Genomic DNA, 19,574 nt, shown 5'->3' on the forward strand with positions numbered 1-19,574 from the left:
GACATTAAAAAACAACCGCCAGCTGCTGGCGGTTGTTTAAATGTGCGGCTCAGCCTTTGCGCAGATGGCCGAGCTCGGAAACGATGGCCTGCATCTCGCTGACGCTGATATTATTTTTGGAATCCACCATGTCATAGATTTCTTTAATCTCATGGTATTGATCGACATCAAAGTGCTCCGGCTGCATCACAGAAACGTTGACGATCTGTAATTTTTTCTGCAGGTCGGTGATCATGTAATCCAGGTTATCACGGTTTGCTTGTTCTAAACTCATGCGAATTTTTCTCCTCCACTCCGTTCAGTTTAAAAACCCATGGTTCATCTCTTTGTAAGGTATCCACGGTGTTTTTATGACAACGTTAATATTATTGTAGTGGTTTTTCCTGCGTTTGACAAAGGGGGATTTAGGTCGAGTTCTGCCGGCGCGCGTGTTGTGATAAAATATAAACAGTGAAAGAAAGCAGTGGGAGCTGCCAGTAGGTACTATAAAATAAGAGGGGGCATACCTTTGTTCCTGAAACGGATAGAAATTAAAGGGTTTAAATCGTTTGCCGACCGTTTACATATTGATTTTAACCCCGGTATTACGACCGTTGTCGGGCCGAACGGCAGCGGCAAAAGCAATATTTCCGACAGCATCCGCTGGGTACTCGGAGAACAATCGGCCCGGTCGCTGCGAGGCGCCCGTATGGAGGACGTGATTTTTTCCGGAAGCGATACCCGCCGGGGACTGAATATTGCGGAAGTCACGCTCGTGCTTGATAATGAAAGCGGAAGCCTTCCGTATGACTACAGTGAAATAAGCGTCACGCGCCGATTGTACCGTTCCGGAGAAAGCGAGTATCTGCTGAACCGGACAAAGTGCCGCCGCAGGGATATTATCGATTTGTTTATGGATTCCGGCATGGGAAAAGAGTCATTTTCGATTATTGGCCAGGGCCGGGTCGAAGAAGTATTAAACAGTCGTCCGGAAGAACGGCGCGCAATGTTTGAAGAAGCCTCCGGGGTGTTGAAATACAAGCAGCGCAAGCAGGAAGCCGAAAGAAAATTTGAGTCAACAGAGGCGAATCTGCACCGGGTAAAGGATATTCTGCATGAATTAAACGAGCAGATAGAGCCGCTGCAGATGCAGGCATCGGCGGCGAAGGACTACCTGGCCAAGCGTGAAGAGCTTGAAGCGCTGGAATCGGCTCTGCTCGTGCATGAAATTGAAGAGCTGCATTCGGGCTGGAAAGACGCCCAGGAGCAGGAGAAAAAAGAAGAACAGCACAACAAGAGATGGAAGCAGAAAAAAGAACAGACGGAATCGCTCTCCCGAAAAGCCCGGGATTTCGAAGCCCTTCTTGCCCGGTTCCACCAGCAGGTGCAGAGCGGGTATGTGGAAGCAGCCAGAAATCTCGAAAAACGCGAAGGGGACCGTAACCTTTCAAATGAACAGGGAAAACACGCGGCTGAAAAGCTCGAAGCAGAAAAAAAGGCTCTCGAAGAAGACGAGGCCAGGCTGAGCGAAGTAACAAACGCTTACCGGGGACAAAAAGAACGGTATGAAAAAGAAAACGAAGCGCTCACGAGCGGGCTGAATGAGCTGCAGTCGGTTCAAAAACAGCTGCGTTCCTACCAGGAAATGAACGGAAAAGATCTTGAAGCAGAAAAAAGCGAATACATTGAAAAACTTAATGAGCAGGCATCTGTAGGCAATGAGACCCGTTACGTCACAGACCAGAAGGCTTCTCTTGAACGGCGCATGAAAGCACTGAAAGAGGATAACCAATCATTTCTTGAAGAGCGCCAGAATTCCGGACAGCTCGTGGAGGAGCAGAAAACAGAAGAAGAAGCGCTCGCCCGCCAAACGGAAGAAGCGCGCGCGGAAGCAGAAGCAGCCAGCAAAGAAGAAGAGCGTCTGGAAGAAAAATTGAAAGAGCAGGAAGACAGACTGTATAAAGCGTACCGGTATGTCGACGAAAAAAAATCAAAAATCCGCATGCTTGAAGAAATGCAGGAGGAGTATGCCGGCTATTACCAGGGAGCCAAGGAAATTTTAAAAGCCCGGGAACAAAAGCTTTCGGGCATTATCGGCTCGGTGGCGGAGCTGATGGATGTGCCGGGAGAATACGTGGAGGCGATGGAAACGGCACTCGGAGCTTCGCTGCAGCATATTGTGACCAGGACCGAAAAAGACGCGCGTGAGGCGATTGCGTATTTGCGAAAGCATCAGAAGGGCCGGGCGACACTGCTCCCATCCGAAACGGTGCGGCCGAGACAGGCCGACCGGCCAAGCTATGAAAAAGCCCGGACGTTTACCGGTTTTATCGGAACGGCTGGAAAGCTTGTGCATGTCCGCCAGGGGTATGAGCATGTGCGTGACCAGCTGCTCGGCCATATTTTTGTGGTGGATCAGCTGGAAACGGCGAACCGCCTGGCGGCAGCGTGCAGCTATAAAATTCGTATCGTAACTCTCGAAGGAGACGTCGTAAATCCCGGAGGTTCGATGAGCGGAGGAAAAACGCAGAACCAGAAGGGGACGCTTCTCGAAAAACAGCGCGAGCTGCGGGAGCTAAGAAATAATTTATCGGAAATAGAAGAAAAGACCGCAGCCTGGGAGAAAACGGTGAAGAACACGAAGGAAGCTGCAAAGAAGCAGAAAGCGGCTGCGAGTGACAAACAGCAGAAGGCCCGGAAGCTTTCCGGACAGCTTGAGGAGAAAAAGGAAGCCCGCCGTAAAAGCGAGCAGGAGCACGACCGTCTTGATTCCCGTCTCGGTATGTTTGACCGGGAATACGCTTCGCTTGAAGAAGAGAAAAAACGTCTTGAAGAACGCCTGCAGGTGCTTGAAGACAACCGGTCAAGAGTCGAAAAAGCGGTTACAGAGCTGAAAGCCTCGATTGACGAGCTCGAGCAGGAATACTCGAGGCGCGGCGAGGAAGAAGCGGCGCTCCGGGAGCAGGAGACAGAACGAAAAGTGCAGACGGCAGCGCTCCGGGAGAATGTTTCTGCCCAGCGTAAAGAAAAAGAGCGGCTGCATAAGGAAAAAGAAGAACTCGAACAGGCGGTGACCGGACGTAAAGAGCGGGCAGCTGCCTGGGAAGAGCATTTAAATAACGACCGCAGCGGCCAGGACTGGGACAAGTTAGTTGAAGAGGCGCGAGCTGCCAAAGAAGAAATTGAACGGCTCCAGGCGCAGCTGAGTGAACAAAAGGCGGGCGCAGCCCGCGCTGCAGAACAGATCGAAGCGACAGCCTCTGTGCAGAATGACCGCTTCCAGGAGAGCCGGGACCGTCTGCATGAAACAACGGTGCGCATGAACCGGCTTGACGTGGCGCTCGAAAATAAAATCACCTACCTGCAGTCGGAATATGAACTGTCCTTTGAACGGGCGAAAGAGAAGCATACGCTGTCTGTAAGCCCGGAGCAGGCAAAAGATGAAGTGCATCTGCTTCAGCTTGGCATCGAAGAGCTCGGTACTGTAAATATCGGAGCGATTGAAGAGTGCGAGCGGGTCACGGAGCGTCACCGCTTTTTAAGCAACCAGCAGGAGGATCTGATGGAGGCGAGACAGTCGCTGCAGGATGTGATCGATGAAATGGATAAAGAAGTCACAGAACGCTTTGCCGCCACGTACCATGCCATCCGAGAAGAATTCCAGCATGTGTTTGCGAAGCTGTTCGGCGGCGGGGAAGCGGACCTTGTGCTTACGGATCCGGAGAATCTGCTTCATACGGGAGTGGATATTTCCGCCCGGCCGCCCGGCAAAAAAAGACAGCACCTGTCTCTGCTCTCTGGCGGGGAGAAGGCGCTGACAGCCATCGCGCTGCTGTTTGCCATCATTAAAGTAAAACCAGCCCCGTTCTGCGTGCTCGATGAAGTGGAAGCCGCTCTTGATGAAGCGAACCTCGTACGCTTTGCGAAATATCTGCGCTCGTTCAGTGAAACGACCCAGTTTATTGTGATCAGCCACCGCAAGGCAACAATGGAGGAGGCTGACGTGCTTTACGGAATTACAATGGAAGAATCAGGCGTATCAAAAATGGTATCTGTCCGCCTGGAAGAAGCGGATGAACTACTGGAAGTGTAAGGAGTGAAAAGCATGAGTCTTTTTCAACGATTAAAAAAACGAATGGCCGGAGAAGCGGCGGAAGAAGAAGCCAGGGAAGAAGCGAAGCAGCAGGCAAAGGAAGCAGGCAAAGAAGAGACGGAAGAAGAACGGCGCGTCTCGCTTTCCAGCCGTTTCCGTGAAGGACTGGCAAAAACAAGATCGTCATTTTCCGAAGCGATGAATGAACTGTTTGCCCAGTACCGCGAAGTAAATGAAGATTTTTTTGAAGAACTCGAAGAAATTCTGATCAGCTCGGACGTCGGAGTGGAAACCGTGATGGAAATCATCGACGAGCTGCGAAACGAATCGCTCTTGAAAAATATACGGACGACGGAAAAGCTTACCCCGCTGATTACAGAAAAAATGGCGGAAAAGCTGGACCGCACCGGAGAAGATTCTAAACTGAACATGAATCCCGATGGAATGACTGTCATGCTTATTGTCGGCGTGAACGGCGTCGGGAAAACGACCACGATCGGAAAAATGGCCCATCAAATGAAAGCAGAAGGAAAAAAAGTAGTTCTCGCAGCCGGGGACACGTTCCGCGCCGGGGCGATTGAGCAGCTCGAGGGCTGGGGAGAGCGTGCCGGAGTGGACGTTATCAAGCAGCAGGCCGGCAGTGATCCGGCAGCGGTCATTTACGATGCGATCAAGTCAGCCAAATCGAGACAGGCAGATGTGCTTCTCTGCGATACGGCCGGCCGTCTGCAGAACAAGGTCAATTTAATGAATGAGCTTGCGAAAGTAAAGCGTGTAATCACGCGGGAAATTCCCGAGGCTCCTCATGAAGTGCTGCTCGTCCTGGACGCTACCACCGGCCAGAATGCCATGAGCCAGGCAAAAACCTTCCGGGAGGCAACGGAGGTTTCCGGCATTATCCTGACGAAGCTCGACGGCACCGCGAAGGGCGGCATCGTGATGGCGATCCGCAACGAATTGAACATCCCGGTAAAAATGGTCGGACTCGGAGAAAAGCTGGATGATCTTCAGCCCTTCGAAGCAGAGGATTTCGTCTATGGGTTATTCAAGGATATGATTGAGCAGACGCCGGCTGATGCAGAGGAGCGGTAGCATCCGGTCATGCAATTTCTTGACAAGAGACGCTGTGGTTCGTAAGATGAACTGTAAAGTAATTGCACTTAACGCCAGAGGTGGTCTGCATGCTCGAAAAAACAGTTCGCATGAATTCACTGTTTGATTTTTACCAGCCGCTGCTGACAAACAAGCAGCGGCTCTATTTGGAAAGGTACTATTTAGACGACTTTTCGCTTGGTGAAATTTCGGAGGAATTTAACGTCAGCCGCCAGGCTGTTTACGACAACATTCGGCGCACCGAGACGATGCTTGAAGAATACGAAGAAAAGCTTGGATTATATAAAAAATACCAGGAGCGCCTCGCGCTGTATGAGCAGTTAAAATTGCTGGCCCCGGACGATTTCCCGGGGAGGGCGCAGCTGCTTGAAGCGATAGAAACGCTCGAAAAATTAGAAGAGGAAGGGGTTTCGTAATGGCATTTGAAGGATTAGGCGAACGTCTGCAGTCCACGTTTGACCATATGAAAAGCCGTGGGAAAGTTACGGATGAAGACGTTAAAGCAATGATGCGCGAAGTGCGGCTTGCGCTGCTTGAAGCAGATGTCAACTACAAGGTCGTAAAGCAGTTCGTCAACAGCGTGAAAGATCGTGCCACCGGCCAGGAAGTGATGAAAAGCTTAACGCCCGGCCAGCAGGTCGTCAAGGTGGTCAGCGAAGAGCTGACCCAGCTGATGGGCGGCGAACAGGCTGAAATTGCAAAAGCGGCTAAAGGGCCGACGGTAGTAATGATGGTCGGCCTGCAGGGCGCCGGGAAAACGACCACTTCTGCGAAAATTGCGAATTATTTACGGAAAAACAAAAACCGCCAGCCCCTGATGGCCGCAGCCGACGTATACCGTCCGGCAGCGATTGATCAGCTTGAGACGCTCGGCCGGCAGCTGAACATGCCTGTCTTCTCTCTTGGAACCGAGGCGGATCCGGTCGATATCGCCAAACAATCGCTTGCCAAAGCAAAAGAAGAGCATTATGATTATCTGTTTATTGATACAGCAGGCCGTCTGCACGTGGATGATTCCTTGATGGACGAGCTGCAGCGCATGAAAGAAGCAGTCAATCCGGATGAAATCATGCTCGTGGTGGACTCGATGACCGGGCAGGACGCTGTCAATGTGGCAGAAAGCTTTAACGAGCAGCTCGGCATCACTGGTGTGACGCTCACAAAGCTTGACGGTGACACCCGCGGCGGGGCAGCGCTGTCGGTTAAATCGGTAACGGATAAGCCGATCAAATTTGCCGGTACCGGAGAGAAAATTGACGCCATTGAACCATTCCACCCGGAACGGATGGCTTCGCGGATTCTTGGCATGGGCGATATGCTCTCTCTGATTGAAAAAGCACAAACCAACGTGGATGAAGATAAGGCCAAAGAGCTTGAAAAGAAAATGCGGTCGCAGGAGCTGACGTTCGACGACTTTTTGGAACAGCTCGGGCAGGTGCGCAACATGGGATCGATGGAAGATATCATGAGCATGATCCCCGGCGCCGGCAAAATGAAAGGCCTTAAGAACGTCCAGATGGACGACAATCAGATTACGCGGGTGGAGGCAATCGTTCGCTCTATGACCAGGCAGGAACGCCAGCAGCCGTCTTTAATGAACGCAAGCCGTAAGCGCCGGATTGCCAAAGGAAGCGGTACAACGATCCAGGACGTAAATCGTCTGCTTAAGCAGTTTGAAGACATGAAAAAAATGATGAAGCAGATGACTTCGCAGCAGAAGGGCAAGAAAAAAGGCAATTTCTCGATGCCATTCATGTAAAATTTTTATATGGCAAGGAAAAACACTTTACAGCACGCAAAGAAGCTATTATAATAATCAAATGTGAGAAAAAAATGGAGGTGTTTGCATATGGCAACGCGCATCAGATTAAAGCGCATGGGCTCGAACAAGCGTCCTTTCTACCGTTTGGTAGTAGCGGATTCCCGGGCTCCACGTGATGGACGTTTTATCGAAGAAATCGGTACGTACAACCCGCTGACTAACCCTGCCGAGTTCCACGTGAACGAAGAGAAAGCTCTTAAGTGGATGCTCGACGGTGCTAAACCATCGGATACTGTTCGTAACCTGTTTTCGCAGGAAGGTCTTATGACCCGTCTTCACAACGAAAAGAACGCAAAGTAATAAGGTGAAAGACCGTCTGTACCTGCCCTTTCCTTACGGAACGAGCAGGGAGAGGCGGTCTTTTTTTATACATACGCCCGTTCTGCATGGCTTCTGCCTGTAGCCAAGGCCCCGGGAGCCGTTTGTTTGTGATAAAATAATACATATCAGGAAAGGATGAGTGGATGAAGTCTTTTGCCTACATAATACTCGAGCGGATCGTGGATTATCCGGATGATATAGATATGACGGAATCGGAAGAAAATGGCCGGGTGCTTCTTGAAGTAAGGGTTCATCCGGAGGATGCAGGGAAAGTGATCGGCAGGCAGGGAAAAACGATTCAGGCGGTGAGAACGCTCCTGCAGGCGAAAGCCTCAGCAGAAGGGAAAAACGTCCGTCTTACGCTGTTGAACGATCAAAAATAACTCCCTGTTTAGCTGCCGCTTCGGGGCCCTTGAAGAGGTGATATAGTGCGTGTAATGAAAAAAATGAACGTTCACCATATTCTGACGGAAACATTAAAAGAGGAGCTGCAGGAAAAGTATGAGCAGCAGAAATCCCGGCTGCTGGAGGAAACAGAACAGCTTCGTTTTCAAAAACAAAAGCAGAACAAGGAACGCGAGACTGAGAACGGCCGCTGGGCTGCTATGGATAAATTCAACAAAGAGATTGAAAAGCGAAAAGAGGAGCTGCAGCAGCTCTATTTTCTGCAGAACCAGCTCGAGCATCTGCCGGTTGGCTCGGAGCTGTCATTTGGCACGACGGAAGTGATATTTGATATCGAAGTGGGAAGCCCGTGGCATGAAGGCGAGCACTGGGGTACCATTGTTGTGGAAGAGGGCATTATAAAAGAAATCAGATCAAAACACAAAGCGAGTGACGAAGATGGAATGGTTTAATGTAGGAACAATTGTAAACACGCACGGCGTACGGGGGGAAGTCAGGGTAAAATCCGTCAGCGACTTTGAGGAGGACCGTTTTCAGCCCGGGCAGGAGGTATACGTAGAGAAGCCCGAGACAGAAACCGGCTATGAGCCGCTGGTCATTAAAAGCTCAAGGCCGCATAAACAGTTTATTCTGCTCACATTCGAAGGGTTCCACTCGATTGACGACGTGGACTGGATGAAAAATGCGGCGCTTTTTGTACCGGAAACGGCGCTTGCCCCGCTTGAAGAGACGGAATATTATTTTCATGAAATCATTGATGCAGACGTCTACACGGAAGAAGGCACCCGCCTCGGTTATGTGAAAGAAATCCTGACCCCGGGGGCCAATGATGTGTGGGTGGTGGAACCGGCAGAAGGGCGTCAGGATATTCTGCTTCCTTATATTGAAGAGGTCGTCCAGCATGTGGACGTCGCCGAAAAACGTATTACTGTAAGGGTAATGAAGGGAATGCTGCCGGAATGAGAATGGATTTTTTAACCCTGTTTCCGGGCATGTTTGAAAGTGTGTTCAGCCACTCCATTCTTTCCCGGGCCGCTGAAAGAGGGCACGTCTCCTTTCATACCCACGACATCCGGGACTATACAGACGACAAGCATAACAAGGTGGATGATTACCCGTACGGCGGGGGAGCAGGTCTCGTATTGAAGCCGCAGCCAGTGTTTGACGCCGCCGCTGAGGTAAAAAGTACAGGCGATGCGCCGCCGGACCGTGTCATTCTTCTCTGCCCGCAGGGAAAGCCTTTTAAGCAGGAGGATGCCAGGGAGCTTGCCGGTGAAGAGCGGCTGATGTTCATATGCGGGCATTATGAAGGCTATGACGAGCGGATCCGCGAGCATTTAATTACGGATGAATACTCGATCGGCGATTTTGTGCTGACCGGAGGCGAACTCGGCGCCATGGTCATGGCAGACAGCATTACGCGTCTTCTGCCCGGCGTACTCGGCAATGAGCAGTCTGCCCATACGGACTCGTTTGAAAACGGGCTGCTGGAGTACCCGCAGTATACCCGTCCGGCGGACTTCCGCGGAATGAAGGTGCCAGATATTCTGCTGTCCGGCGACCACGGAAAAATCGCTGAATGGCGGCAAAACCAGGCAATAAAGAGAACAAAAGAACGGCGGCCGGATCTTTGGGAAAAATATACCGATCAGACGTAAATCCGGCGGTTGATTCCACCAGTGGAATGTGCTATGATTCATTTTGTGACTAAATAGTCATCAATTACGGTGCTCCGCTGTTTTCATCGTGGACAAGAGCATGCGAGAGAAGGAGGCGAATACAAATGCAACAACTTATTCGCGACATAACGAAGGAACAGTTAAAATCGGATCTCCCGGACTTTCGCCCAGGTGACACTGTAGCAGTGCACTTGAAGGTTGTCGAGGGCTCCCGTGAACGTGTACAGGTGTTTCAGGGCGTCGTTATTAAACGTCGTGGCGGAGGCATCAGCGAGTCTTTCACCGTGCGTAAAGTTTCCTACGGAATTGGCGTAGAGAGAACTCTGCCGCTTCATTCCCCAAGAATCGATAAGATTGAAGTGAAACGCCGCGGTAAAGTACGTCAAGCTAGATTGTACTATCTCCGTAACCTGCGTGGAAAAGCTGCGCGTATTAAAGAACTTCGATAAGACACAGGAAAAAAAGCTGCAGCGGAGTATTCCGTCTGCAGCTTTTTTCATACGGATAAACTATATAAAGAAAGGAATCGACCGCATGAATGAACGCCGCTTTCCCATCAATTGGCTGCATCTTCTGACAGTAATTATGATTGCATTACTTATTGCACTAACAGCACGCTGGCTGTTGGTAGCTCCAGTCGTGGTGAAAGGCGAATCAATGGAGCCGACCATTCATGATGAAGACCGGATGCTGTTGAATAAATCAAGTAAATGGCTGCATGAGTGGGACCGGTTTGATGTGGTCGTTTTCCACGCTAATGATAAAGATGATTACATTAAACGGATCATCGGACTGCCGGGTGATACACTCGAATACAGAAACGATAAGCTTTTTATTAACGGGGAGCAGGTGGATGAGCCGTTCCTTGATAAAAAGACGCTGGCGGCAGGGCCAATACCTGCGACTACCGATTTCACACTGAAGGAGAAAACAGGCCGGAGCCGTATCCCTGAGGGACAGGTGTTTGTCATGGGGGACAACCGTCCGAACAGCTATGACTCCCGGGCTATAGGGCTCGTAGAAGAAGAGGAGATCGTCGGCGAAGCGGTCATAACGTTCTGGCCGCTCAATCATATGTGGACATCGCCATTTTAATTTGAAAGGAGGCATAGGTATGGACATTCAATGGTATCCCGGACATATGGACAAAGCACAAAAAGAAGTGCAGAGCAAGCTAAAGCAGGTGGATGTGGTCATCGAGCTCGCAGATGCAAGAATCCCCCGGTCCTCGCGGAACCCGCTGCTTGAAACGATTATTCAGGACAAGCCCTCGGTTATCGTATTAACCAAGGCCGACCTGGCCGATCCGAAAGTAACCGAGGAATGGAAGCAGTATTACCGGGATCAGGGAATTGAAGCAGTCGACGTGGATTCCAAGCATAAGAAGGGCCTGCATGTGATTAAGGAAGCGGCGCTTCAGCAGACGGAGCGTCTCCAGGCCAGATGGAAAAGAAAAGGCATTAAGCCGCGGGCTATACGGGCGATGATTATCGGCATCCCGAACGTCGGGAAATCAACGCTCATCAATCAGTGGATCGGCAAAAAGACGGCTAAAATCGGCGACCGTCCGGGAATTACGAAAAACCAGCAGTGGCTGAAAATGGGCAAAGAAATGGATCTGCTCGACACCCCGGGCATTCTCTGGCCGAAGTTTGAAGACCCTTACGTTGGTGAACGTCTCGCAGCGACGGGCGCCATCAAAGATGAGCTTTTGGATCTGCAGGATATTGCTTATTTTATTATCGGTATCTGCCAGGAGTATTACCCTGAAAAGCTGCTTCAGCGCTTTGGACTTGAGGATAAGCCGAGAGAAACGTCGCTCGAATGGTTTGAAGATATTGGCCGTAAGCGGGGGGCCCTGCTTGCGGGAGCGGAAATCGATTACGAAAAAGCAGGGGAAATGGTTGTGCGCGAATTCCGCGGCGGGCTGCTCGGCCGCATCAGCCTTGAACGCCCGGACGACGAAGTAAACGAATAATTGTGCAGCAGAGGTGAAAACATTGGAGAAATGGACGATAACAGCTGTAAAGGAGTATTTGCAAACAAACGAGGAACCGGATGCGGCACTGCTGGAGTCCTGGGCGGAGGACTCCCGGGCCGGCGTCCAGAAGGAGCTGCAGCGGTATGCCAAACGACAGAAGCAGAAGCAGGAAAAGTACGAAGATTTTTGCCGCCGCCTGTCGTTTGAACAGGGCTATTGGGACCGGGGCTTTGAGGCAGTGGCCGGGGTCGACGAAGTCGGGCGCGGACCGCTTGCCGGGCCGGTAACCACCGCTGCTGTGGTGCTGCCAAAGGACATCAGTCTGGTAGAAATAAATGACTCCAAAATGCTTTCCGCTAAGAAACGCGAAGAGCTTGAGACGAAAATCAAAGAGGCGGCCATCGCATGGAGCGTGGTTCATATCGAGGCGGATGAAATTGACCGTCTGAATATATATCAGGCAACCAAAAAAGCTATGCGGACGGCTGTCGCGAACCTTGCACCTGCTCCGGACGCCCTGCTCGTAGATGCGATGACCCTTCCACTGCGTATTGAACAGCAGTCGCTCGTGCAGGGAGACAGCCGCAGCGTGTCGATTGCGGCTGCTTCGATTCTTGCAAAGGTGGAAAGGGACCGTTACATGCAGTATTACCATACGCTCTATCCGGATTACGATTTTGCCAGCAACAAAGGATACGGCACTCAGAACCATCTGGACGGCTTAAAGCGTCTCGGTGGATGTGCCATCCATCGGTATTCCTTTCAGCCGGTATCCGGATTCCCCCGTTCGTAAAAGGAGAGAAAATTAATGAAGCTGTCGCTGCTGTCCACATATGCCGGAAACCGTACAGGACAGGCCGGAAATGAAGAAATTAAAGCCGGTCAGATTATTAAAGGTACCGTTAAGCAGCTGTACCCCGGCCAGCAGGCGGCGGTCACCGTGAACGGGCGGGTGTATCACGCCTCTTTGGAAGCTCCGGTTGAAACCGGCAAATCATATTATTTTCAGGTGAAAAATGAAAACGGGCGGCAGGTGTGGCAGGTGGCAGCAAACGGAGCTGCTGCTTCTGCAGACAAAAGCCAGGCGCTTTTAAAACAGCTCGGTCTGTCGTCCGGAAAGCAGGAGCAATACATATTCCGCATGTTCGAACAGATGCAGCTGCCGGTAACGAGGGAGACGCTTCAAAAAAGCGTGCAGCTGTTAAAAGGAGAGGGCGCTGTAAACAAGCAGGGCATGCAGACCATTCATTGGATGCTTACTGCAGGAGCTCCTTTAAAAACGTCCATCTTTCAAAGCGTTCATCAAGTGCTGCACGGGCCGTCGCTGGCTCAGGATTTAACAGCGCTTCTTGCCCGGCATAAAACATCGGACGCCGTGCATCAGTCCCTCAGCAGCGCTGTGCTTACCCCTGAAAGCTTTAAAGGAGACATCGAAGCCCCGACAAAGCCAATGCAGCTGTTTGCGGCAGCCGCCGCCGCGGCGGCGAGTGACAAAAACGGTCAGGCAGCCCAACTGATCCACCGGTTATTTGCCAGCCTGCAGCCGCCATTGAATGCTGAAGCATTTCTGCAGCACGTCGGGCAGGCTGCGATAAGCAGCGGTTCCGTGGAAAAATGGCTTCAGTCCCAGGTGGAAAACGCAGAAAGACTGCACCAGACGATCCAGCAGCTGCCAGGCAATGCCGCGGATATGAGCGCAAAGGTTCTGATGAAGGCCTGGCACCCCCTGGTCCCGGAAGCTGCAGCGATACTTGCCAATACACCGCAGATGGTGGAATGGCTGAAAAGCTACACCGGCAGTGCGAGCTGGTCCGCTTGGGCAGAAAGCGGAACCAAAGAGGCAATGCAGACGTCTTACAGGCATTTAGAGCAGGCTCAGACGCACATGATGTCGAGAAATGAAGTCTCTGTCCAGCATGAACGGACCGTCGCCCATGTAGCCGGTCAGCAGCTCATGCAGCAGAGCGATCAGGATGCCTGGCTGCAGCAGCTCTCCCATCTGCCGGCGAAGTGGGGAGAAATGCTTTCGGATGCTGTTGTTCACTGGGAGGGAAAACGGACCGAAGACGGCAGGCTTGATCCGGATACGTGCCATATTTTATTTCAGCTTGAGATGGAGCGGCTCGGCGTTTTACTCGCCGATGTACAGATTTACAAACGAAATGTAACGATAAACATCAGCAGTGAAAATCCGCGCCCGGAGCAGCCGATGCATCTTTTTCAGCCGATGCTGAAAACGGCGATGGCATCTTTAAACTACGAGCTGGTGTCGCTTAAGTGGCACGAAGAAGAAGCGGCGCCGGGAAGGCCGTATGGCCGGGAATCAGGACTGAAAGGAGCATTTGATATCCGGATATGACCTCCAACCAGAACTGGACAACAAAAAAAGCAGTGGCACTTAATTATAAGCAGGGCACCTCGCGGGCGCCGGCAGTCAAAGCGAAGGGGCGGGGATGGACTGCAGAACGAATTATCGAAGCGGCCGCTGAACAGGACGTGCCGGTGCATAAAGATGCCGGTCTTGTACATATGCTTCATGAGCTGGAATGGAATGAAGAAATTCCGGAAGAGCTGTATGAAGTAGTAGCGGAAATCTTCGCCTTTATCTACCGGATGGATAAAAAAACAGCCGGGAAAAATGAAAACTAAACCGCGCGATAGAAACTTTCACGGAAATGTTGAATTTTTTTCTAAATTTCTATACGATAAAGGATGTGTGGGAAGCAGCAAGGCCGTTTGCAGGCTTTCGCTCTGCCCAGATTCGATTTTGTAATCACTTACACAGTCGATAGAAGGATTCGTATTGTAACGGTGAGGGGGAAAAAAGCATGAATATTCATGAGTACCAGGGAAAAGAGCTCCTTCGTAAATACGGAGTAGCAGTCCCTAACGGAAAAGTTGCATTTACGGTAGATGAAGCAGAAGCAGCCGCAAAAGAACTGGGTTCTGACGTAACAGTGGTGAAAGCCCAGATCCACGCAGGTGGAAGAGGGAAAGCCGGCGGGGTCAAGCTCGCTAAAAACCTCGATGACGTCCGCAAATATGCTGACGAAATTCTCGGCAAAACACTGGTTACCCATCAGACCGGCCCGGAAGGTAAAGAAGTGAAGCGTCTTTACATCGAAGAGGGAAGCGACATCAAGAAGGAATACTACTTAGGTGTTGTGCTCGACCGGGTATCGTCCCGCATTGTAATGATGGGCTCTGAAGAGGGCGGAACAGAAATCGAAGAAGTAGCTGAAGAAAATCCGGAAAAAATCTTCCGCGAATACATTGATCCAGCTATCGGTATGCAGCCTTACCAGGCCCGTCGTATGGCATTTAACATGAATATACCGACAGACCTTCTGAAAGAAGCAGTGAAGTTTATGCTTGGCCTGTCCAAGGTCTTTATCGACAACGACTGCTCTATCGCAGAAATCAACCCGCTTGTAACGACCGGAGACGGAAAAGTAATGGCACTTGACGCGAAATTCAATTTCGATTCCAATGCACTTTACCGTCAAAAAGAAATACTTGATTACCGGGACCTCGATGAAGAGGATCCAAAGGAAATTGAAGCTTCCAAATATGACTTAAGCTACATTGCCCTCGACGGCAATATCGGCTGCATGGTCAATGGTGCCGGTCTTGCGATGGCGACAATGGATATCATTAAGCACTACAGCGGCGATCCGGCGAACTTCCTGGACGTTGGCGGCGGTGCGACGGCTGAAAAAGTAACGGAAGCATTTAAAATTATCCTTGAAGATGATGCGGTTAAAGGCATTTACGTTAACATCTTCGGTGGAATCATGAAGTGCGACGTCATCGCTGACGGGGTAGTGGAAGCTACGAAGCAGACTGGATTAGAGATTCCGCTTGTTGTACGTTTGGAAGGCACGAACGTAGAAAAAGGCAAAGAAATTCTGGAAAAATCCGGATTGAATATTACAGCAGCGGACTCTATGGCAGACGGTGCGCAAAAAATTGTTTCGTTAGTTCAATAGAAAGGCAGGGACCATCGACCTATGAGCATTTATATTAATAAAGATACAAAAGTAGTTGTTCAAGGAATTACAGGATCTACCGGCCTCTTTCACACTCAGCAGGCGTTAGAGTACGGTACGAAAATTGTCGGCGGCGTGACGCCGGGTAAAGGCGGCACGGAAGTTGAAGGCGTACCGGTTTTCAACACGCTTGACGATGCAGTGGAAGCAACCGGCGCCACCGTTTCGGTTATTTACGTTCCGCCTGCTTTTGCAGCGGACGCGATCATTGAAGCAGTAGATGCAGACCTTGATCTTGCCATCTGCATCACTGAAGGCATCCCGGTTCTTGATATGATTAAAGTGAAACGCTTTATGGAAGGCAAGCGTACGCGCCTTGTCGGTCCAAACTGCCCGGGTGTTATTACACCGGACGAGTGCAAAATCGGCATTATGCCTGGCTACATTCATAAAAAAGGACACGTAGGTGTTGTTTCGCGTTCGGGTACCCTCACGTATGAAGCCGTAGACCAGCTTACTAAAGCAGGCGTCGGCCAGTCGACAGCTGTCGGTATCGGCGGCGACCCTGTAAACGGCACAAGCTTTACCGACGTGCTGCAGGCCTTTAATGACGATCCGGACACAGAAGCCGTGATCATGATTGGTGAAATCGGCGGTACAGCCGAGGAAGAAGCAGCTGAATGGATCAAGCAGAACATGACCAAACCGGTTGTCGGCTTTATCGGCGGTGCCACAGCGCCTCCAGGGAAACGTATGGGCCACGCCGGCGCGATTATTTCCGGCGGTAAAGGCACCGCAGAGGAAAAAATCAAAACGTTAAACGAAAGCGGCGTGCAGGTATCAGCGACACCGGCAGAAATCGGTGATACGATGATCAACGTTCTGAAAGAACGCGGTCTGTACGAAAAATGTCTCACCCACGAACCACAAGTATAAGCCAACCGCCCTCCGCTGCCTCTTTCGGGCAGGCGGAGGGTTTCTTTTACTCCCCGTATTTCCCCGAGAAACCACCACCCCCAGGAAAGGACTATCCCTCATGCAAAATCTCTCCTTTAATGAACGGCTTCTGGCTGTTCACGAATTTCCCCATTTTCAATGGAAGCACGTCACAGAGCTGCTCCGCCGCGACCGCGAATTACTTCTCCCTTTTACGCATCCTCATCTTCTGCCCGTAAGCAGCGCCCATCGGACTGCCTGGCGGACATATATGTCCCAGCTTAACTTCCAGCAGCGGCTCACGTGGTACCGCGAGCAGGACACCGGATGGATTACATATTTTGACGACTCCTATCCGTCGTCTTTAAAATCAATTTACGATGCGCCGTGGGTGTTATATACGAAAGGAAACACAGCGCTGCTTCGGGACAGTCCCCGGCTTGCGGTAGTGGGCTCCCGGAGCATGACGTCTTACGGCAGGGCTGCGGTGGAAGCCTTACTTCCCCACGGAAAGGTGCAGATTGTCAGCGGGCTCGCAAGAGGCGTAGACGGCCATGCCCACCGTCAGGCATTGCAAACGGGGGCGCCGGCTATTGCGGTGCTCGGCTCCGGATTTGGCCGTATTTATCCAAAGGAGCACCTCGCGCTGGCAAAAAATATTGCTGACGCGGGGCTGCTTTTGAGCGAGTATCCTCCGGACAGATCACCGAGAAAGTGGCACTTTCCGGCCAGAAACCGTATTATCAGCGGCCTGTCCGATAAAATATTCGTAGTAGAAGCAGACGTGAACAGTGGATCTCTCATCACCGCTTCACTTGCGCTTGAACAGGGCAGGGAGGTCTGCGCGCTGCCGGGGCCGGTGTTTTCCAGACAGAGCGCGGGCACGAACCGGCTGATTTATGACGGCGCTCTCCCGGTCCTCCAGCCGGAGGATTTACTTATTGGCGGCGGCCGGACAGCGTCTCATAACAGCTGACGGAATTGAAACGGAATTTTAAATTTTCCGTATGTTATGCTAGACACGTCCGGTAAACTGTGAAAGAATAATTGTGATTTCAAGCACAAAACGCACTGAAACGAGTAAGAACATAAAAGCATCACTATTTGACAGAGTAATTTATTCACGTTAATAATGGTAATATTTCATTGAGACAAAGGGGAGAAGAGGAATGGCCGACTATTTAGTCATCGTGGAATCTCCCGCAAAAGCAAAAACAATCGAAAAGTATTTAGGGAAAAAATATGCAGTGAAAGCTTCAATGGGGCACGTAAGAGATCTGCCGAAAAGCCAGATGGGAGTCGACACTGAAAACAATTATGACCCGAAATATATAACGATACGCGGGAAAGGTCCAGTTTTAAAAGAATTAAAAACGGCTGCAAAGAAAGCGAAAAAAGTATATCTTGCAGCCGACCCTGACAGAGAGGGTGAAGCTATCGCGTGGCACTTGGCGCATAGCTTGAACATTGATGAGGATTCGGAATGCCGCGTCGTTTTTAACGAAATTACAAAAACGGCGGTGAAGGATGCGTTCAAGCACCCCCGTTCCATCAATATGGATCTGGTGGATGCCCAGCAGGCCCGCCGGATACTTGACCGGCTCGTCGGCTATAACATCAGTCCATTACTATGGAAGAAAGTGAAAAAAGGGTTGAGTGCTGGACGAGTGCAGTCGATTGCTGTGAAAATGATCATTGACCGGGAAAAAGAAATCAAGGCGTTTATTCCGGAAGAATACTGGAGTATTAATGGAACGTTTTCGGACGGGGACGCGGAATTTGAAGCGAAATTTCACGGAACAGCGAAAGAAAAACAGGCGCTTGCTTCCCGGGAAGATGTCGACGGCGTGCTTCAAAGGATGAAGGGCGACCAGTTTGAAGTAACAAAGGTTACGAGAAAAGAACGTAAACGCAACCCGGTGCAGCCATTCACGACCTCGTCCCTGCAGCAGGAAGCAGCGAGAAAGCTGAATTTCCGGGCGAAAAAGACTATGATGGTCGCCCAGCAGCTGTATGAAGGTATTGATTTAGGGAAACCGGCCGGCACCGTCGGTTTGATCACATACATGCGTACGGACTCCACGAGGGTTTCCCAGACCGCTAAAGAAGAAGCCCGGACGTTTATTACGGAAAAGTACGGCGAGGAATACGTCCGCCAGGGAGAGCGCAAGAATGCGAAAAACAGCAACAGCCAGGACGCTCACGAGGCAATCCGGCCGACGTCCATCATGTATGAACCAAAACAGGTAAAAAGCTCGCTTTCAAGAGACCAGTACCGGCTGTACAAGCTTGTCTGGGAGCGTCTGGTTGCGAGTGAAATGGCCCCGGCCGTGATGGACACAATGTCGGTGGACCTTGATAATGAAGGCGTGCTTTTCCGGGCGACCGGCTCGAAAGTGAAATTCCCCGGCTTTATGAAGGTGTACGTGGAAGGTCAGGACGACGGCAAAAAAGAAGAGGACAAAATGCTTCCGGACCTTCAGGAGGGCCAGATGGTCACCCGGACGGACATGGAAGAAAATCAGCACTTCACCCAGCCGCCGCCGCGTTACACAGAAGCGCGGCTCGTGCGGACGATGGAGGAAATGGGCATCGGCCGGCCGTCAACGTATGCCCCGACGCTCGATACAGTACAGCGCCGGAACTACGTAGCGCTTGAAGAAAAGCGCTTCGTGCCGACCGAGCTCGGCGAGATTGTCATGGATCTGGTCGTGGAATTCTTCCCGGAAATTCTTGATGTGGAATTTACCGCAAAGATGGAAAACGATCTTGACTATATTGAAGAAGGAAAACAAAATTGGATTGAGATTATCGACGAATTTTACCAGGGATTTGAACCAAGGCTGAAAAAAGCTGAGGAAGAAATGGAAGAAGTCGAAATCAAAGATGAGCCGGCAGGCGAAGACTGTGAGCAGTGCGGCCATCCGATGGTGTATAAAATGGGCCGGTACGGAAAGTTTATGGCCTGCTCCAATTTCCCGGAATGCCGTAATACGAAAGCAATTGTTAAAGATATCGGCGTGAAATGCCCGAAATGTAAAGAGGGAAATGTCGTTGAACGCCGAAGTAAGAAAAAGCGGATCTTTTACGGCTGCGACCGGTACCCGGACTGCGAATTTGTTTCCTGGGACAAACCGATTGCCCGCCCGTGTCCGAAATGTGAAAATATGCTCGTGGAGAAAAAGACGAAAAAAGGCGTACACGTCCAGTGCTCTGAATGTGATTACAAGGAAGAACCAAATTAAAAAATGACTGG

The 19,574-nt window shown here is 50.9% G+C and carries 20 protein-coding genes; 19 read left to right on the top strand and 1 reads right to left on the bottom strand.

The features are described from left to right. Positions 1-49: 49 nt before the first annotated feature. Positions 50-274, bottom strand: a complete 225-nt coding sequence (locus tag G548_RS0103395) for a DUF1128 domain-containing protein (RefSeq protein ID WP_022792739.1) — start codon at positions 272-274, stop codon at positions 50-52. A gap of 234 nt (positions 275-508) precedes the next feature. Between G548_RS0103395 and smc the strand changes: the two genes are divergently transcribed. The 19 genes from smc to topA all read left to right on the top strand — a co-directional run bounded on the left by smc (position 509) and on the right by topA (position 19,563). Further along, positions 509-4,072, top strand: a complete 3,564-nt coding sequence (gene smc, locus G548_RS0103400; protein ID WP_022792740.1) for a chromosome segregation protein SMC — start codon at positions 509-511, stop codon at positions 4,070-4,072. 12 nt (positions 4,073-4,084) lie between these two features. After that, positions 4,085-5,164, top strand: coding sequence for a signal recognition particle-docking protein FtsY (ftsY, locus tag G548_RS17235; protein WP_022792741.1), 1,080 nt, complete (start codon positions 4,085-4,087; stop codon positions 5,162-5,164). 89 nt (positions 5,165-5,253) lie between these two features. After that, the gene (locus G548_RS0103410; RefSeq protein WP_022792742.1) at positions 5,254-5,601 is read left to right on the top strand and encodes a putative DNA-binding protein; all 348 of its coding nucleotides are present in this window, start codon (positions 5,254-5,256) and stop codon (positions 5,599-5,601) included. Further along, positions 5,601-6,944 (top strand): signal recognition particle protein, encoded by a 1,344-nt coding sequence (gene ffh, locus G548_RS0103415; RefSeq protein WP_022792743.1) that lies wholly within the window; start codon positions 5,601-5,603, stop codon positions 6,942-6,944. The genes G548_RS0103410 and ffh overlap by 1 nt, the downstream gene beginning before the upstream one ends. 90 nt (positions 6,945-7,034) lie before the next feature. Beyond that, positions 7,035-7,307, top strand: a complete 273-nt coding sequence (rpsP, locus tag G548_RS0103420; RefSeq protein ID WP_022792744.1) for a 30S ribosomal protein S16 — start codon at positions 7,035-7,037, stop codon at positions 7,305-7,307. Between the two features lie 164 nt (positions 7,308-7,471). Next, positions 7,472-7,711, top strand: coding sequence for a KH domain-containing protein (locus G548_RS0103425; protein WP_022792745.1), 240 nt, complete (start codon positions 7,472-7,474; stop codon positions 7,709-7,711). Positions 7,712-7,765: 54 nt separating this feature from the next. Then, positions 7,766-8,185 carry a YlqD family protein gene (locus G548_RS0103430; protein ID WP_245558584.1) on the top strand — a complete coding sequence of 140 codons (420 nt, stop codon included), beginning with the start codon at positions 7,766-7,768 and terminating at the stop codon, positions 8,183-8,185. Then, positions 8,172-8,696, top strand: a complete 525-nt coding sequence (rimM, locus tag G548_RS0103435) for a ribosome maturation factor RimM (protein ID WP_022792747.1) — start codon at positions 8,172-8,174, stop codon at positions 8,694-8,696. Before G548_RS0103430 ends, rimM begins: the two co-directional genes overlap by 14 nt. Further along, complete coding sequence (gene trmD, locus G548_RS17240) at positions 8,693-9,391, top strand: tRNA (guanosine(37)-N1)-methyltransferase TrmD (protein WP_022792748.1); 699 nt, start codon at positions 8,693-8,695, stop codon at positions 9,389-9,391. Before rimM ends, trmD begins: the two co-directional genes overlap by 4 nt. A gap of 125 nt (positions 9,392-9,516) precedes the next feature. Beyond that, the gene (gene rplS / locus G548_RS0103445; RefSeq protein WP_022792749.1) at positions 9,517-9,861 is read left to right on the top strand and encodes a 50S ribosomal protein L19; all 345 of its coding nucleotides are present in this window, start codon (positions 9,517-9,519) and stop codon (positions 9,859-9,861) included. Positions 9,862-9,946: 85 nt separating this feature from the next. Next, positions 9,947-10,507, top strand: a complete 561-nt coding sequence (lepB, locus tag G548_RS0103450) for a signal peptidase I (RefSeq protein ID WP_027847179.1) — start codon at positions 9,947-9,949, stop codon at positions 10,505-10,507. Between the two features lie 19 nt (positions 10,508-10,526). Then, entirely contained in the window at positions 10,527-11,390 is an 864-nt protein-coding gene (gene ylqF / locus G548_RS0103455) for a ribosome biogenesis GTPase YlqF (protein ID WP_022792751.1), read from the top strand. Between the two features lie 22 nt (positions 11,391-11,412). Next, positions 11,413-12,186: a ribonuclease HII gene (locus G548_RS0103460; protein ID WP_022792752.1), complete on the top strand. Its 774-nt coding sequence runs from the start codon at positions 11,413-11,415 to the stop codon at positions 12,184-12,186. 15 nt (positions 12,187-12,201) lie between these two features. After that, on the top strand, positions 12,202-13,752 hold the full coding sequence (locus G548_RS0103465) for a hypothetical protein (RefSeq protein ID WP_022792753.1): 1,551 nt from the start codon (positions 12,202-12,204) through the stop codon (positions 13,750-13,752). Then, complete coding sequence (locus G548_RS0103470) at positions 13,749-14,042, top strand: EscU/YscU/HrcU family type III secretion system export apparatus switch protein (RefSeq protein WP_022792754.1); 294 nt, start codon at positions 13,749-13,751, stop codon at positions 14,040-14,042. The genes G548_RS0103465 and G548_RS0103470 overlap by 4 nt, the downstream gene beginning before the upstream one ends. A 179-nt stretch (positions 14,043-14,221) precedes the next feature. Next, complete coding sequence (sucC, locus tag G548_RS0103475) at positions 14,222-15,382, top strand: ADP-forming succinate--CoA ligase subunit beta (RefSeq protein ID WP_022792755.1); 1,161 nt, start codon at positions 14,222-14,224, stop codon at positions 15,380-15,382. Positions 15,383-15,403: 21 nt separating this feature from the next. Further along, positions 15,404-16,318: a succinate--CoA ligase subunit alpha gene (sucD, locus tag G548_RS0103480; RefSeq protein WP_022792756.1), complete on the top strand. Its 915-nt coding sequence runs from the start codon at positions 15,404-15,406 to the stop codon at positions 16,316-16,318. A gap of 100 nt (positions 16,319-16,418) precedes the next feature. Then, a complete protein-coding gene (gene dprA, locus G548_RS17245; RefSeq protein ID WP_022792757.1) occupies positions 16,419-17,294 on the top strand; it encodes a DNA-processing protein DprA in 876 nt (291 codons plus the stop codon). 193 nt (positions 17,295-17,487) lie between these two features. Then, positions 17,488-19,563, top strand: a complete 2,076-nt coding sequence (topA, locus tag G548_RS0103490) for a type I DNA topoisomerase (RefSeq protein ID WP_022792758.1) — start codon at positions 17,488-17,490, stop codon at positions 19,561-19,563. Positions 19,564-19,574: the final 11 nt, after the last annotated feature.

It is taken from the genome of Marinococcus halotolerans DSM 16375, from assembly GCF_000420725.1.
Classification (GTDB): domain Bacteria; phylum Bacillota; class Bacilli; order Bacillales; family Marinococcaceae; genus Marinococcus; species Marinococcus halotolerans.

Excerpts from the sequence above, each read along its gene's own strand:
- G548_RS0103395 (WP_022792739.1), bottom strand. The coding sequence starts at position 274 with ATGAGTTTAGAACAAGCAAACCGTGATAACCTGGATTACATGATCACC.
- ftsY (WP_022792741.1), top strand. The coding sequence starts at position 4,085 with ATGAGTCTTTTTCAACGATTAAAAAAACGAATGGCCGGAGAAGCGGCG.
- G548_RS0103410 (WP_022792742.1), top strand. The coding sequence starts at position 5,254 with ATGCTCGAAAAAACAGTTCGCATGAATTCACTGTTTGATTTTTACCAG.
- ffh (WP_022792743.1), top strand. The coding sequence starts at position 5,601 with ATGGCATTTGAAGGATTAGGCGAACGTCTGCAGTCCACGTTTGACCAT.
- rpsP (WP_022792744.1), top strand. The coding sequence starts at position 7,035 with ATGGCAACGCGCATCAGATTAAAGCGCATGGGCTCGAACAAGCGTCCT.
- G548_RS0103425 (WP_022792745.1), top strand. The coding sequence starts at position 7,472 with ATGAAGTCTTTTGCCTACATAATACTCGAGCGGATCGTGGATTATCCG.
- G548_RS0103430 (WP_245558584.1), top strand. The coding sequence starts at position 7,766 with ATGAAAAAAATGAACGTTCACCATATTCTGACGGAAACATTAAAAGAG.
- rimM (WP_022792747.1), top strand. The coding sequence starts at position 8,172 with ATGGAATGGTTTAATGTAGGAACAATTGTAAACACGCACGGCGTACGG.
- trmD (WP_022792748.1), top strand. The coding sequence starts at position 8,693 with ATGAGAATGGATTTTTTAACCCTGTTTCCGGGCATGTTTGAAAGTGTG.
- rplS (WP_022792749.1), top strand. The coding sequence starts at position 9,517 with ATGCAACAACTTATTCGCGACATAACGAAGGAACAGTTAAAATCGGAT.
- lepB (WP_027847179.1), top strand. The coding sequence starts at position 9,947 with ATGAATGAACGCCGCTTTCCCATCAATTGGCTGCATCTTCTGACAGTA.
- ylqF (WP_022792751.1), top strand. The coding sequence starts at position 10,527 with ATGGACATTCAATGGTATCCCGGACATATGGACAAAGCACAAAAAGAA.
- G548_RS0103465 (WP_022792753.1), top strand. The coding sequence starts at position 12,202 with ATGAAGCTGTCGCTGCTGTCCACATATGCCGGAAACCGTACAGGACAG.
- G548_RS0103470 (WP_022792754.1), top strand. The coding sequence starts at position 13,749 with ATGACCTCCAACCAGAACTGGACAACAAAAAAAGCAGTGGCACTTAAT.
- sucC (WP_022792755.1), top strand. The coding sequence starts at position 14,222 with ATGAATATTCATGAGTACCAGGGAAAAGAGCTCCTTCGTAAATACGGA.
- sucD (WP_022792756.1), top strand. The coding sequence starts at position 15,404 with ATGAGCATTTATATTAATAAAGATACAAAAGTAGTTGTTCAAGGAATT.
- dprA (WP_022792757.1), top strand. The coding sequence starts at position 16,419 with ATGCAAAATCTCTCCTTTAATGAACGGCTTCTGGCTGTTCACGAATTT.
- topA (WP_022792758.1), top strand. The coding sequence starts at position 17,488 with ATGGCCGACTATTTAGTCATCGTGGAATCTCCCGCAAAAGCAAAAACA.